The following is a 13,882-nucleotide window of genomic DNA, read 5'->3' on the forward strand; positions in this document are numbered from 1 at the left end:
GGCCTTCCCTTCGCTCGAAGCGCCTACGCTGGCGCTGGCTTTACGGGAGATTAACGCGCGTAGACCTGGCGCAAAACCCTTCACTGCGTGGCCGTTATCTATTTGTTCCTCCCCGTGCCGCCGGCGCGGCGGGGGGGAACGGGCCTTGCGCTGCGCGAGTGCGCTTCGCGCGGTTCGCATTGGTCTGTACGGGGGCGGGGGCGCTCAGGGATCACTGTCCCCCAGCCACGCACAGACCGCGCCGCACGCGCACCCCAACCAAGCCACGCCGAGCCACGCTGGCTACGCCAGCATCGCCGCCGCCGTGAACAGCTCCACCCCCGCCCGCACCGCCCCCTCGTCCGCGTCGAAGTCACCCCGGTGAAGGTCGTACCGGATGGCGCTTCCCGGTGGCCGTACGCCCAGGCGGGCCATGGCGCCCGGTACGCGCTCCAGGTACCAGGAGAAGTCCTCGCCGCCGAGTGACTGCTCCGTGCCTTCGACGGCGTGGGGGCCCCGGCGGGCGGCCATCGCGTCGTGGAGGAGTTGGGTGGAGACGGGTTCGTTGACCACCGGTGGCACTCCCCGCACGTAGTTGACCTGGCACTTCGCGCCGTAGAGTGCCGCGACCTCGTCGGTCGCCGCGTGTACCAGGTCGGGTGCGTCGCGCCACGCGTCCAGGTCGAGGCAGCGCACCGTGCCGGCCAGTTCCGCGTGCTGTGGGATGACGTTGCAGGCGTGGCCCACGTCCAGGCGGCCCCAGGTCACGGCGAGGCCGGCCCGGGTGTCGACCCGTCGCGAGAGCAGCGCGGGTACGTCGACGACGATGCGGGCGGCGGCCGTGACGAGGTCGGTGGTCAGGTGGGGGCGGGCCGTGTGGCCGCCGGGGCCGTCGAGGGTGACTTCCAGGCGGTCGCAGGCGGAGGTGATCGCTCCGGTGCGCAGGCCGATGCGACCGGCGTCCACGCGGGGGTCGCAGTGCACGGCGAGGATGCGGCCCACCCCGTCCAGCACCCCGGCGCCGATCGCGTCGGTGGCGCCGCCGGGCAGTACTTCCTCGGCGGGCTGGAAGAGCAGTCGTACGGGGCGGGGCAGTCGTCCTTCGCGGGCCAGCTCGGCGAGGATCAGGCCGGCGCCGAGGACGACGGTGGTGTGGACGTCGTGGCCGCACGCGTGGGCACGGTTCGGGACGGTGGAACGGTACGGCACCGTCTTGACGTCGGGGATCGGCAGCGCGTCGATGTCGGCGCGCAGGGCGAGCAGGGGCTGCGTGCCGTCCCAGGGGGCGAGGCCGGGCGTGATGTCACAGATCAGGCCGGTGCCGATGGACAGGACGCGTGGGGTGAGGCCGGCCCGCTCCAGGCGCGCCTTGAGTGCGGCGGTGGTGCGGAATTCCTGGTTGCCGAGCTCGGGGTGCATGTGCAAGTCGCGGCGGAAGGCGATCAGTTCGGCACACAGCTCGTCCGGCAGCGCGCCGGGCAGCGGTTCCCCGGCAGGAGCGTCAGCGGTTGCGGCCTCGCGGGACATCAAGTGGTTCACCCGTTGAAGGGTACGGGTGCGGTTGGGGCAACTGTCCCTCGATCAACAAAAGTTCAGCCCGTTAGGGGAAGGAAATCTAGGCCGCCCGGCGCATGGAGCGGTCATCACGGGGGTATCACTACCGGTTCCGCTTGTTTCCGGAATCAGCCGCGCCGGATACCTCAGGGGCCACGCCTTCCGGCGGCGTCACCGGTGCTTCCGGCGTCGCAGGTGCCGTCGGCGCCGTCGGCGACGTCGGCAGTCGTTGGACCCCTCGGGCCGTCTCCGTCACACCGGACAGGAATCCTTCGGCGCGTGGGGACGCCTTGCTGGTCAGCCAGGCCGGGTCGATGTCGCAGACGGCGACGCCGACCCCGGTGCCCGCGAGGGCGAGCGGCAGGGTGTGGACGACGGTGGACGGGAAGCTGAGGACGAGGCGGCCGACGGGGCCGCGCCGGGCGATGAGTTCCAGCGGCAGGTCGGGGCGTACGACTTCCAGGCCGGTCTCGGTGGCGATCCGGTGGAGTTTGGCGGCGGACTCGCGGCGGTGGGCGAAGTAGCGGGTGGCGCCGTGGACACGGGCGAGTGAGGCGACGGCCGCCAGGTAGCGGTCGGGGTCGACGACGCCGGTCTCGACGAGGGAGGTGCCGACGATGTCGGTGCCGCGGGTCAGCCGCGGCGGCCCGAACCGCCGTCTGGTCCAGGCGAATTCGTTCGAGAGGACGCGGACGTCCGGTGGGGGCTCTACGGGCATGGCGGTGAAAAGGCCGACGGTGCGGCGGCGTCCGCCGGGGGTGAGCCGGCGGCGGGCGGCGGCCGAGAACGGTGCGAAGAGCAGGTCGCGCGGTCCGCGTCCGCCGCCGTGGCGGTGCCAGCGTACGAGGCGTTCGCCGTTGGTGAGTTGGGTGATGAACTCCATCGTGGCCGTGCCGTCGTCGACCACGATCAGGTCGCGGGCGCGGGTGAGGGTCAGCAGCAGCTGGACGTAGCGGGAGAAGGGGTCGCCGATGACGACGCGGCCCGCCCGCCGGAGCCGGGGGGTGAGGCCGCCGATGGTGCGCAGGGGCGCGGACGCTCCCTCGCGGGCCTCTTCCCATCGGACGGAAAAGCCTTCGTCGCGGGCGAGTTCGGCCATCCGGCGGAGCTGGCCGCGGGTCATCGGGTCGTGCGGGGCGAGGACGACGACGGTGAGGTCCGTGGCCTGTTCGCCGTACGCCCATTCCAGGACGTTCAGGAGCTGCACCGGGCTTTCCACGAAGGCGAGGGTGCCTGGCGCCCCGGCCCCGGCCCCGGTCTCGTCCCCGGCCGCCGAGCCGGGCCGGTCCGCGCCGGGTCTGTGGTGCTGCCGGGGTACCCCCAGGAGGCGGCGGACGGGAGTCCCCGCCGCCTCCCGGGGCGGGCCACAGGCCCCGTCTGGTGAGCTCACGGTGTGTACGTCCCGTTCGTCAGGCGTCTGGAGCTGTCGTGCGCGGGCAGGTGCGGCCGTACGGGCATACGGGTACGGGCACGGGTCAGGCCGAGACGGGCTCGCGGTCGGCGGACTCCGCCTCGGCCACCACGCCGGCGACGCGGCGCAGCTTCTTCATCGGGCCCAGCTCGCTCTCGTAGACCTTCTTGACGCCGTCGCCGAGGGAGTCCTCGATGGTGCGGATGTCGCGGACCAGGCGGGTGAGGCCCTGCGGTTCGACGGAGGCGGCCTGGTCGGAGCCCCACATGGCGCGGTCGAGGGTGATGTGGCGCTCGACGAAGGCGGCGCCGAGGGCGACGGCGGCGAGGGTGGTCTGCAGGCCGGTCTCGTGGCCGCTGTAGCCGATCGGGACGTTGGGGTATTCGGCCTGGAGGGTGTGGATCATGCGCAGGTTCAGCTCTTCGGCCTTGGCGGGGTAGGTCGAAGTGGCGTGGCACAGGACGATGTTGTCGCTGCCGAGGACCTCCACGGCGTGCCGGATCTGCTTGGGGGTGGACATGCCGGTGGAGAGGATCACCGTACGGCCGGTGGCGCGCATGGCGCGCAGCAGTTCGTCGTCGGTGAGGGAGGCGGAGGCGACCTTGTAGCAGGGAACGTCGAACTTCTCCAGGAAGGCGACGGACTCCACGTCCCAGGGGGAGGCGAACCAGGCGATGCCGCGCTTCTTGGCGTACTCGTCGATGGCGCGGTAGCCGTCCTCGTCGAACTCGACGCGGTGGCGGTAGTCGATGTAGGTCATCCGGCCCCAGGGGGTGTCGCGCTCGATGTCCCACTGGTCGCGCGGGGTGCAGATCTCGGGGGTGCGCTTCTGGAACTTCACGGCGTCGCAGCCGGCGTCCGCGGCGGCGTCGATGAGCGCGAAGGCGTTCTCCAGGTCGCCGTTGTGGTTGATGCCGATCTCACCGGTGACGTAGACGGGGCGGCCGGGGCCGACGAGCCGGTCGCCGAGGGTGCGCAGGCGGGAGTTGCTGGTCATGGGGGTGGGTTCCTTACCTGGTCAGAGGGTCGGGCCGAGGATCCACGAGGCGATCTCGCGGATCGCGCCGCTGCCTCCGGGGGTGGAGGTGACGGCGCGGGCGGCGCCGCGTACGACGTCGTGGGCGCCGGCGACCGCCACGGGCCAGCCGACGAGGCCGAAGCACGGGAGGTCGTTGACGTCGTTGCCGACGTAGAGCACACGCTCGGGCGCGATGCCCTGTTCCTCGCACCACTGTTTGAGTGCGAGGTCCTTGCGGTCGATGCCGTGGAGCACGGGCAGGCGGAGTTTGTCCGCCCGTGCGGCGACGACCGGGTTCGTTTCCGTGGACAGGATGAGCAGCTTCAGCTCCGCCTTGCGCAGGGCGGCGATGCCGAGGCCGTCGCCGCGGTGCACGGCGACCATCTCCCGTCCGTCGGAGTCGACGAGCACCCGGTCGTCGGTCTGGGTGCCGTCGAAGTCGAGTACGACCGCGTCGATGTCGTCGCGGGTCGGCAGCGCGCCGGGGCGCGCGGTGTCCAGCAGAGGCGCGAGGGCGCGGGCGCGCGCCAGGTCGTGCGGGTCGTCGACCTCCAGCACGCGGGCCGGGTCGGTGCGCACCAGTTCGGTACGGCCGAAGAAGCGGTGGCGGGCGGCGCGGAAGCCGGTGGCGTCCATGGCGTACGCGGCGCCGGTCTCCAGGAAGTCCTGGGGGCGGTCCTGGCGGCGGGGGCGGAAGGACTTGTCGTGGTTGACGCCGGTGCCGCCAGGGGCGGTGGGGGCGGCCTCCGTCTCGACCGCCGCGTCGGCGCCCTCGCGCCATACGAAGCCGTGGAACGGCGCCACGGTCAGCGCGCTGTCAGCGCCGGTCTCGACGACCGCGGCGGCGACCGCCTCGATGTCCTCGCGGATCAGGAAGGGGCTGGTGCACTGGACGAGCAGGACCGCGTCGACGGGCTTGCCGTGTTCGGCCTCGTACGCGTCCATGGCGTGCAGGACGGCGGCCTCGCTGGTGGCGGTGTCGCCCGCGATGTCGCCGGGGCGGCGTACGACGACGGCTCCCGCGCCGCGCGCCGCGCCGGCGATCGCCGCGTCGTCGGTGGAGACCACGACATCGGTGACCAGGCGGGCGGCGCGGCATTCGCGGACCGCGCGGGCGATCAGCGGGACGCCGCCGACCGCGGCCAGATTTTTGGCGGGTACGCCCTTGGAGCCGCCGCGTGCGGGGATGACGGCGACGACGGTCGGCGCGGCCGTACGGCTCGGTGTGCTCGGCATTGCGGGCTCCTTCCGGGGGCCGTGCGGGCTCCGGGGGCGGATGGGCGGGGTGCTCACAGCTGTCCCCAGCGGCGGATGGCGGGGGCGACGCGCTGAACGCCGTGGCGGTAGGCGCCGCGGGCGGCGTCGCGCACGGTGTCGCGGGCGAGCCGGCGCAGGCCGCCGGTCTCCGTGGGTTCGGCGGTCTGGCCGGGCAGCGGTGCGCCGTCGGGGCCGAGGCCGTAGCGGGCGAGGATGCCGGGGAGGTAGCCGGGTGCGGTGCGGGGTGTGTAGTACGGGGTGAGGGGCGGCAGGCGGTCGGCGGCGCGCAGGGCGGTGACGCGGGCGCGGGCCGCGTCGAAGGCGGTCGTGTAGGCCTCTCCGGGTGCGACGCCCTGGCGGGCCAGCCAGTCCGGGTCGGGTGCGGGGCGGTGGCCGGCGTCCAGTTCGTCCCAGGAGGCGAGGCAGCCGGAGCCGAGGAAGTGGTGGTTGCCGAGGGCTTCGCGGATGCCGAGGTCGGTGAGGACGGCGGTGGGGATGCCGCGGTGCAGGGACTCCAGGGCGGCGGTCGAGCTGACGGTCACCATCAGGTCGGTGCGGTCCAGGACGTCGCCCATGTTCCCGTACGCCAGGCGGCAGTTGGGCGGCAGGCCGCCGGGGAGGCGGGCGGCCAGCTTCTGGTACGGGAGTTCCTCGATGTGTGTGGTGTGTTCGCCGGGCTTGCTGCGCAGCTTGACGAGCACCTCGCGGCCGGGGTTGCGCCGGGCGTGTTCGGCGGCGCGGCGCAGGAGGTACGTACGGTCCTCGCGGCGGTCCGGTACGGAGGGCTGGGCGGCGAAGACGACCGTGTAGGGGCGGCCGTCGGGGGCGGGCTCGTAGGGGGTGCCGCCCAGGAAGGGCAGGGCGCACTCGACGACGCTGTCGCCGTCGGCGCCGACGCCCTCGTAGACCGCGCGGAAGCGGTCCGCGTCGTGCCGGGAGTTGGCGAGGACGATGTCCGCGCCGTGCCGCAGCAGCAGGCCGTCGGCCAGCTTCTCGTAGACGACGCCGACGTAGCCGGTGACGACGACGGGCCGCCGGGCCGCTCCGTGCCAGGCGCGGGCGAGGCCGTGCAGCATCGCCTGGACGGCGCCGCCGACGCAGGCGAGGACGATCACGTCGTACCGCGCGGTGTCCTTCATCAGCTCCAGGAAGTCCGCGCCACGGATTTCGCGCAGCGTGTCCGCACGGGCGCCGACCTCGTCGAGCTGGCGGACCGTGGGGGTGGCGCGGCCGCGGAGCAGAAATCCGTCCAGTCGGATGTCCGGTCGGATACGGTGCGCTGTCGAAGCGCCCCATTTCCATCGGGTATCCGAATCCGCGAGCACCGCGGCACGCGGCTGGGAAGTGGTACGAGTGGGCACGACGAAAACGCTAGGAAGGCGTTCCGTTCGGCGGGCCAACTGTGCCGCAACAGCGGGTTAACAGCGCATCGCGGGACAGCGAACCGGTCGGCCGAATTGCCGGGTTAACCATCCCGCCGTGCTTCGTTCACCTTGGGGCCCGCGTCCCGTCAAGACGAATGCCGGGTCCGCGCCTAACGTCACCCGGGTGGTTAAGCTCTCCGTCGTCGTGCCGTTCTACAACGTGCAGACATATGCGCCCGACACCCTGCGAAGCCTGGCGGCCAACGCCCGCGAGGACTTCGAATTCCTGCTGGTGGACGACTGCTCGCGGGACGAGACGCCGCAGATCCTCGCGCGCGCCGGAGGCGAGCTGCCGGGCGCCCGGGTGCTGCGGCACGAGCAGAACGGCGGCCTGGCCACCGCCCGCAACACCGGCCTGGACGCGGCCAACGGCGAGTACGTGACCTTCCTGGACGGTGACGACTGGCTGGCCCCCGGGCACTACGCGCAACTCCTCGCCACGATCGAGGGGTTGGGGTGCGACTTCGTACGTACGGATCATGTGCAGTGCACCGCGCGCGCCCGGTCCGTGCACCGCGTACCGCACGGCCGCCGCAACACCGTGCTGGACCCGCGCGCGCTGATCCTGCCCGCCGACCGCTCCACCTCCGTGGACTACGCCTTCGCCTGGGCCGGCATCTACCACCGCCGGCTGCTGGACGACGGGCTGCTGCACTTCACGCACGGTCTGCGCACCGCGGAGGACCGGCCGTGGATCTGGCGGCTGCACCGCGAGGCCCGGTCGATGGCGGTGTCCGGGCTGCTCGGTGTGTTCTACCGGCGCGGGGTGGCGTCCTCGCTCACCCAGATCGGTGATGTACGGCAGCTGGATTTCATCCGGGCATTTGATCAAGTGATCGAGGAAACGGCGCAGGACCGGGACGCGGCCCGGCTGCTGCCGAAAGCCGTACGCACCTATTGCGCCATCATTTCCCACCACCTCGGTTCGATCGAACGATTCGAACCGCAGGTCGCCCGTAAATTGCGCGCGATGAGCGCGGCGGCGATGAGAAGAATGCCGCAGGACGTACTGAAGGAAGCACTGGATTCGATGGACACGCAGCGCGCCTCCCGTCTGCGACGGCTGCGCCGGCGTCCGGTACCGGCGGAGGTGGCCGCCTGATGGCCACCCGTACCGACGTACCGGCGCGGCCGCGTACGCAGATCTTCCTGGCGTCCACCCTGTACGGCGCCGCGACGCTGGCCGCCGCGCTGGACTCCGGCCGCTTCGCACCGGCGGACCGCCGGCTGCTGCTGGTCAGCAACAACGCGGCGACCCCGGAGACCGCCACGCCGGTGGACCGGATGCCCGGCTTCGACCGGCTGCGCGGCCGCTTCGACCGGGTGCTGTCGTGGAACGAGACGATCAGCCCGTTCCATCCCGGCGGCTGGTTCCCGCGTCAGGACGACGTCCCGCTGTGGGAACGGCACCTGCGGCTGCTGTGGGACCTGGGCGAGGACGCGATCGAACTGGTCGTGGAGTCCATCCAGGTGCACCCGGCGCTCGCGCTGGCGCAGCTCTTCCCGGACGCGCCGGTCGAGGTGTACGCGGACGGGCTGATGAGCTACGGCCCGACCCGCAACAAGCTGGACCCCCTGGTCGGCACCCGGGTGCGCCGCCTGCTGCACCTGGACCTGGTGCCCGGCCTGAAGCCGCTGCTGCTCACCGAGTTCGGCGTGGGCGCCGAGACCGTGCCGACCGAGGCGTTCCGGGAGGTGCTCGCCGACCTGGCCGCGGACTTCGACGGCCCGGCGCTGCACGCCGTACCGGAGGGCGCCGCGCTGCTCCTCGGCCAGTACCTGTCGGCGCTGGGCATCCTCACGCCCGAGGAAGAGGAGGCGCTGCACGCGCGGATGCTGCGCGGCGCGGTCCGGCGCGGGCACCGCCAGGTGGTGTTCAAGCCGCATCCGTCGGCGCCGGCCCGCTGGTCCCGGGCGCTGGAGCGGGAGGCGGAGCAGCTCGGTGCCGAGCTGACCGTACTGGACACGCCGGTCCTCGCCGAGGTGCTCTACCAGCGCAAACGGCCCGCGCTCGTGGTCGGCTGCTTCTCCACCGCGCTGCTGACGGCCGCTGCGTTCTACGGTCTGCCGACCGCCCGCGTCGGCACGGACCTGCTGCTGGAGCGCCTGACCCCGTACCAGAACAGCAACCGCGTGCCGGTCACCCTCGTCGACGCGCTGGTCCCCGACCTGGCGGACGAGCCGGGCTCGAAGCCGGTGCCGACGCACATCAACGGGCTGCTCAGCGCGGTCGGTTACGCGATGCAGAACCAGATCTACCCGGACCTGCGCCCGGTCGCCGAGCGCTACCTCGCCACCCACCTGAACGAGCGCACCTGGCGCTACTTCAAGCGCCGCCGGCTGACCGCGCTCGCACTCCCCGGCGCGCTCCCGGCGCAGCTGTCCTTCATTCCGCGCAACGCGGCCGTGCGCAGGGTCGCGCGGCGCGCGCGGGCGATGCAGCGGCGCCTGAAGAAGCGGGCCGCGTTCGGATGACCGCGCAGCTTCCGGCCGGGGCGCCGCTGCCCGCCGCGGTTCCCGGCCCGTCCTCGCCGTCCGCGTCCGCGCTGGTCACCCGTCCGCTGCCCGCCGTGCCGGACGTACGGAACGGTGAAGCGGCCACGCCCGGCAAGAAATCCGGCCAGAGGACCGGCAAGAAATCGCGTGTCGTACCGCGGCTGCGCGCCCTCGACGGGCTGCGGCTGTGCGCCGCGCTCATGGTCGCCGCGTACCACCTGGGCGGCCGGGGCGGCGAGACAGCCAAGGCGTGGGGCAGCTCACCGGCGCACCAGTTCCCCACGCTGCACGGCGTGTTCGCGTACGGCTGCCTGGGCGTCCAGATCTTCTTCGTCATCAGCGGCTTCGTCATCTGCATGAGCGGCTGGGGGCGGTCGCTGCGTTCCTTCATCGCCTCCCGCGTCGCGCGGCTGTATCCCGCGTACTGGGTGGCGGTCCTGCTGGTCACGGCTGTTTTCGCGCTGCCGTGGGTGGCGTTCGAAGCGCCGGGCCCGAGCGATGTGCTGACGAACCTGACGATGCTCCAGCAGCCGCTGGGCGCGAAGCGGGTGCTGGGCGTGTGCTGGACGCTCTGGGCCGAGATGCGGTTCTACGCGCTGTTCGCGCTGTGTGTCGTACTGCCGGGCGCGACGCGCCGCCGGGTGGTGCTGTTCTGCGCGGGCTGGACGCTGGCGGCGGCGATCGCGCAGGCCGCGCACATCCCGGCGCTGGATGTCGTCCTGATGCCGAAGTACGCGCCGTTCTTCATCGGCGGCATCGGCTGCTATCTGCTGCACCGCTACGGCGGGCGGGACCCGGTGGCGTGGGCGGTGGTCGGCGTCAGCTGGCTGACCGGCCAGCACTACGCGGTGGCCGGGCTCTGGCACCCGCCGTCCGCCCACGCCTTCTCCTACCGCTCGGCGTTCGTCATCATCGCGATCATCACGGTGGGCTTCGCGCTCGTGGTGGCCATCGCGCTGGGCCGGATGCGGTGGGCGAACTGGCGCTGGCTGACGGTCGCCGGGGCGCTGACGTACCCGTTCTATCTCGTGCACGAGCACCTGGGCTGGGTGGTCGTGCGGGGGCTGCACGGCGGTCTGCGCATCCCCTCGTACGCGACGCTCGCGCTGACCGTCGCACTGATACTGGCGCTGGCGTGGGTGCTGCACCGCTGGGTGGAGCGGCCGCTCACGCCCGTACTGCGACAGGCGATCGACCCGCGGCGCTGAGGCCCGGGGGCGCCCGGCTGACAGGCGATCGCCCCCGGTCTACCGGCCGTGCAGCAGCGTGGCCTCGATCCCCGCGATGACGACCCGCAGGCCGTCGTCGAAGCCGCGTGCGGTGTCGCCGAACATCTCCACTCCGGCCGCGGCGGTGAGCGGGTAGTCCGCACCCACGCTCCGCTCCCGCTCCTCCTGGTCGTACGCCGGGTCGGGCCGCGCGTCGCCGGGCATCGGGAAGACGGACTGCTCCTCGATCACGTAGCCGATGGTGTAGGCGTACGTGGTGAACCAGGCGCGCGCGGCCCGGTCCGCAGTGAACCCGGCACCTCTCATGGCGACCAGCAGTGACTCCATCGGCCGCAGCAGCGCCTGGTCGCGCAGCCGGGTGCCGCCGAAGACCTTGCCGCCGTCGCGGTAGCCGAGCAGCGTGTGCCGGGTCCGCCGGCACGCCTCGGTGAGCATGACCCGCCAGTCACCGCTCCAGGAGCCGTCACCGGTCCCGGCGATCGGCGCGGTCATCCGCCCGAGCAGCACGGTGGCCATCTCGTCCAGCAGCTCCTGCTTGTTCTTGAAGTGCCAGTAGAGCGCGGGCGCCTGGACGTCCAGCTCCTTGGCGATACGGCGCAGCGTGAGCCCGTCGAGGCCGACGTCGTTCAGCAGGGCGAGGGCGGTCTCCGCCACCAGTTTCCGGTCAAGTCTCGTAGCCACGTTGACAACTTAACACCGTTAAGCGCATCCTCGGAAGCATGGCACTTAACAACGTTAAGGAAGCATCCGCGGGCCGCTTCGACGCCCTGCCCGCGCACGTCGACGTACTGATCTCCGGCGCCGGCCCCACCGGCCTGGCCCTCGGTCTCGACCTCGCCCGGCGCGGTGTGCGCGCCCTCGTCCTGGAACGCCAGGACCGGCTGGCACCCGGCACCCGCGGCAGCGGCATCCAGCCGCGCACCCAGGAGGTGTACGAGGACTTCGGCGTGCTCGACGCCGTCCGGGCGTCCGGCGGGACATACCCGCCGAGGGGAATCTGGGAGAACGGCCGCATGGTCGACGAGCGCGTGATGGTCGAGGCCGCCGACCCGACGCCCGCCACTCCGTACGGCACCATGCTGATGGTCCCGCAGTGGCGGAACCTGGAGGTCCAGTACGCGCGGCTGACCGAACTGGGCGGCACGGTGGCGTTCGACGCCGGTCTGGAGTCGTTCACCCAGGACGCCGACGGCGTCGAGGCCCGCGTCGTACGCGCCGACGGCACCGCCCGTACGGTGCGCGCCTCCTACCTCGTCGCTGCCGACGGCGGGCGCAGCCCGATACGCAAGGCGCTCGGCGTCACCATGACCGGCCAGTCCGTCGCGCCGTACCCGCTGCTCCTCGCCGACATCCGGCTCGACGGGCTGGACCGGCAGCACTGGCACATGTGGGGGGAGTTCCGGGCCACCGACTTCGTCTCGCTGCTCGCGCCGGCGAAGTACGACTACTTCCTGCTCATGGCGGGCTTCATGAACCCCGACACCGTGCCGGACACCTCGCCCGACGGCGTGCGCAAGCTCATCGCGGAACGCACCCACCTGAGCCTCGACCAGCTGGGCGAGGTGCTGTGGTCCTCCTCCTTCCGCCCGAACGCCGCCCTGGCCGACCGGTTCCGGGTGGGCCGGGTCTTCCTGGCGGGTGACGCGGCGCATGTGCACTCCCCCGCGGGCGGCCAGGGGCTGAACACCAGCGTCCAGGACGCCTACAACCTCGGCTGGAAGCTGGGCCAGGTCATCCGGCGCGGCGCGCCGGACTCCCTGCTCGACAGCTACGAGGCCGAGCGGCTGCCGGTCGCCGCGAGCATCCTGGACATCAGCACCCGGCTGCACCGGTCCGGCGACATGCGGCGCGGCAGCGACCTGCACCAGATGGGTGTCGGCTATCCGGACGGACCGCTGACCTCCGAGCGGCGCACCGGCCTCGCCGACGGCGCGCTGCGCGCCGGCAACCGCGCCCCCGACGCGCCCTGCACCACCTTGGACGGCACCCCGCGCCGCCTCTTCGAGGTCTTCCAGGGCCCGCACTTCACCCTGCTGGGCATCGGGGATGTCGAACTCCCGGCGCTCGACGGCGAGCTGGTCCGTACGTGCCGGGTCGGCGGGCCCGCCCCTGACCTGCTCGACTCCGAGGGCCACGCCCGTAGCGCGTACGGCGAGGGCGTGTTCCTCGTCCGGCCCGACGGCTATGTGGCCTGCGCCGCCGACGACGCCTCCGGCCTGCCGGACGAGCTGGCCCGGTACGGCGTCCTCACGGGCGCGGCAGCACGTTAGCGGCGGCCTGCCCGGTGCCCTCCTCCGAGGGCACCGGCCGCTGGTCGCCGGTCCCCGGCTCGGTCAGCGTCCGCGCGACGAGCCACGCCACGACGCACAGCGCGATCAGCGGCAGCAGCGCGGTCCGCAGACTCGTGGTGTCGGCGAGGGCGCCGATGGCCGGGGTGGCGACGCCGCCGACGCTGACGGCGAGGCCCAGGGTGACACCGCTCGCGGTGCCCATCCGGTTCGGCAGCAGGTCCTGGCCGAGCGTGATGTGCAGGGAGAACGGCACGTACAGGGCGGTGGCCGTCAGGGCGGCGAAGACGTACAGCGCGGGGCCGGGGACGAGGACCAGCCCGGCGACGGCCGGGACGGTGGCCGCGTAGGCGATCCGTACGGTACGGACCCGGCCCCACCGGGAGGCCAGCCGGCCACCCAGCACGGTGCCCACCGCACCACCCGCGAACAGCACGAACAGGGCCACCGAGCCCGCGGCCGCGCCGCCGCCCACCCGCTGCTGGGCGTACACGGCGATGAAGGCGCTCAGGCCGACGAAGACGATGGAGCGGCAGACGATGACGGCCGTCAGCCGCAGGAACTCCGGCCAGTTGTCCCGGCCCGCCGAGCGCGCCGCGGCCTTGGCGACGGCCGCCCGCGGCGCCAGGGCGCGGATCACCGGAGCGGTGAGCAGGACGCCGGCCACCGCGGGCACCGCCAGCCACGGCGATGCGTTCAGCGAGCCCGCGGTCAGCAGCGGGCCGACGGCGGCCGGGGCGAGGGCGAAGCCGATGTTGCCGCCGAGGGAGTACCAGCCCATGGCGACGTGGCTGCCGCCGCTCGCGACGCGGGCCAGCCGCGCGGACTCCGGGTGGTACGCGGCCACGCCGATGCCCGAGAGGGCGACGGCGAGGCAGGTCAGGGCGTACGAGTCGCCGAGCCCCGACAGGGCGATGCCCAGGCCCGCGCACAGCGTGCTCACCGGGATCAGCCAGGCCATCGTCCAGCGGTCGGTGAGCGAGCCGAACAGGGGCTGCACGATGGAGGAGAGCAGGGTGGCGGCCAGCACGATGCCGGAGGCGGCGGCGTAACCGTAGTGGCGCTCGGCCACCAGGAACGGCACCAGGGCCGGGACCGCGCCCTGGTAGAAGTCCACCGCCGCGTGCCCGACGGACATCATCGCGACCGGCCGCCGGGGCGCGGCCAGGTGTTTCGTCGTCATGCAACGATCCTGGCCGCGCGCCCGGTGGCGGACTTCTCATAAG

At 72.7% G+C, this 13,882-nt stretch carries 11 protein-coding genes; 4 read left to right on the forward strand and 7 right to left on the reverse strand.

Features of this window, described 5'->3' with window-relative positions; translation table 11 throughout:
* Positions 1 to 282: 282 nt before the first annotated feature.
* From ACZ53K_RS01825 to ACZ53K_RS01845, 5 genes are all read right to left on the reverse strand, one after another.
* A complete protein-coding gene (locus ACZ53K_RS01825; protein WP_468830819.1) occupies positions 283 to 1,506 on the reverse strand; it encodes an amidohydrolase in 1,224 nt (407 codons plus the stop codon).
* Between the two features lie 130 nt (positions 1,507 to 1,636).
* The gene (locus tag ACZ53K_RS01830; protein ID WP_468830822.1) at positions 1,637 to 2,857 is read right to left on the reverse strand and encodes a hypothetical protein; all 1,221 of its coding nucleotides are present in this window, start codon (positions 2,855 to 2,857) and stop codon (positions 1,637 to 1,639) included.
* A 151-nt stretch (positions 2,858 to 3,008) separates the two neighbouring features.
* On the reverse strand, positions 3,009 to 3,941 hold the full coding sequence (locus ACZ53K_RS01835; protein WP_468830606.1) for an N-acetylneuraminate synthase family protein: 933 nt from the start codon (positions 3,939 to 3,941) through the stop codon (positions 3,009 to 3,011).
* A gap of 21 nt (positions 3,942 to 3,962) precedes the next feature.
* On the reverse strand, positions 3,963 to 5,198 hold the full coding sequence (locus ACZ53K_RS01840; RefSeq protein ID WP_468830608.1) for a cytidylyltransferase domain-containing protein: 1,236 nt from the start codon (positions 5,196 to 5,198) through the stop codon (positions 3,963 to 3,965).
* Between the two features lie 53 nt (positions 5,199 to 5,251).
* The gene (locus tag ACZ53K_RS01845) at positions 5,252 to 6,580 is read right to left on the reverse strand and encodes a DUF6716 putative glycosyltransferase (protein ID WP_468830610.1); all 1,329 of its coding nucleotides are present in this window, start codon (positions 6,578 to 6,580) and stop codon (positions 5,252 to 5,254) included.
* 187 nt (positions 6,581 to 6,767) lie between these two features.
* On the opposite strand from ACZ53K_RS01845, the gene ACZ53K_RS01850 reads away from it, so the two are divergent.
* From ACZ53K_RS01850 to ACZ53K_RS01860, 3 genes are read left to right on the forward strand one after another with little or no spacing between them, the layout of a single operon-like run.
* Complete coding sequence (locus tag ACZ53K_RS01850; protein ID WP_468830612.1) at positions 6,768 to 7,745, forward strand: glycosyltransferase family 2 protein; 978 nt, start codon at positions 6,768 to 6,770, stop codon at positions 7,743 to 7,745.
* Complete coding sequence (locus ACZ53K_RS01855; RefSeq protein WP_468830614.1) at positions 7,745 to 9,118, forward strand: alpha-2,8-polysialyltransferase family protein; 1,374 nt, start codon at positions 7,745 to 7,747, stop codon at positions 9,116 to 9,118. Before ACZ53K_RS01850 ends, ACZ53K_RS01855 begins: the two co-directional genes overlap by 1 nt.
* A complete protein-coding gene (locus tag ACZ53K_RS01860) occupies positions 9,115 to 10,347 on the forward strand; it encodes an acyltransferase family protein (RefSeq protein WP_468830616.1) in 1,233 nt (410 codons plus the stop codon). The genes ACZ53K_RS01855 and ACZ53K_RS01860 overlap by 4 nt, the downstream gene beginning before the upstream one ends.
* Before the next feature lie 39 nt (positions 10,348 to 10,386).
* Here ACZ53K_RS01860 and ACZ53K_RS01865 read toward each other — a convergent pair whose 3' ends face one another.
* Entirely contained in the window at positions 10,387 to 11,049 is a 663-nt protein-coding gene (locus ACZ53K_RS01865; protein WP_468830618.1) for a TetR/AcrR family transcriptional regulator C-terminal domain-containing protein, read from the reverse strand.
* Between the two features lie 38 nt (positions 11,050 to 11,087).
* Between ACZ53K_RS01865 and ACZ53K_RS01870 the strand changes: the two genes are divergently transcribed.
* Positions 11,088 to 12,638: an FAD-dependent monooxygenase gene (locus tag ACZ53K_RS01870; protein WP_468830620.1), complete on the forward strand. Its 1,551-nt coding sequence runs from the start codon at positions 11,088 to 11,090 to the stop codon at positions 12,636 to 12,638.
* Here ACZ53K_RS01870 and ACZ53K_RS01875 read toward each other — a convergent pair.
* The gene (locus tag ACZ53K_RS01875) at positions 12,616 to 13,839 is read right to left on the reverse strand and encodes an MFS transporter (protein ID WP_468830622.1); all 1,224 of its coding nucleotides are present in this window, start codon (positions 13,837 to 13,839) and stop codon (positions 12,616 to 12,618) included. The two genes, ACZ53K_RS01870 and ACZ53K_RS01875, sit on opposite strands and share 23 nt — an antisense overlap.
* Between the last annotated feature and the right edge of the window lie 43 nt (positions 13,840 to 13,882).

Source organism: Streptomyces sp. NPDC033221, from assembly GCF_055577005.1.

Excerpts from the sequence above, each read along its gene's own strand:
- ACZ53K_RS01825 (WP_468830819.1), bottom strand. The coding sequence starts at position 1,506 with ATGTCCCGCGAGGCCGCAACCGCTGACGCTCCTGCCGGGGAACCGCTG.
- ACZ53K_RS01835 (WP_468830606.1), bottom strand. The coding sequence starts at position 3,941 with ATGACCAGCAACTCCCGCCTGCGCACCCTCGGCGACCGGCTCGTCGGC.
- ACZ53K_RS01840 (WP_468830608.1), bottom strand. The coding sequence starts at position 5,198 with ATGCCGAGCACACCGAGCCGTACGGCCGCGCCGACCGTCGTCGCCGTC.
- ACZ53K_RS01855 (WP_468830614.1), top strand. The coding sequence starts at position 7,745 with ATGGCCACCCGTACCGACGTACCGGCGCGGCCGCGTACGCAGATCTTC.
- ACZ53K_RS01860 (WP_468830616.1), top strand. The coding sequence starts at position 9,115 with ATGACCGCGCAGCTTCCGGCCGGGGCGCCGCTGCCCGCCGCGGTTCCC.
- ACZ53K_RS01870 (WP_468830620.1), top strand. The coding sequence starts at position 11,088 with ATGGCACTTAACAACGTTAAGGAAGCATCCGCGGGCCGCTTCGACGCC.
- ACZ53K_RS01875 (WP_468830622.1), bottom strand. The coding sequence starts at position 13,839 with ATGACGACGAAACACCTGGCCGCGCCCCGGCGGCCGGTCGCGATGATG.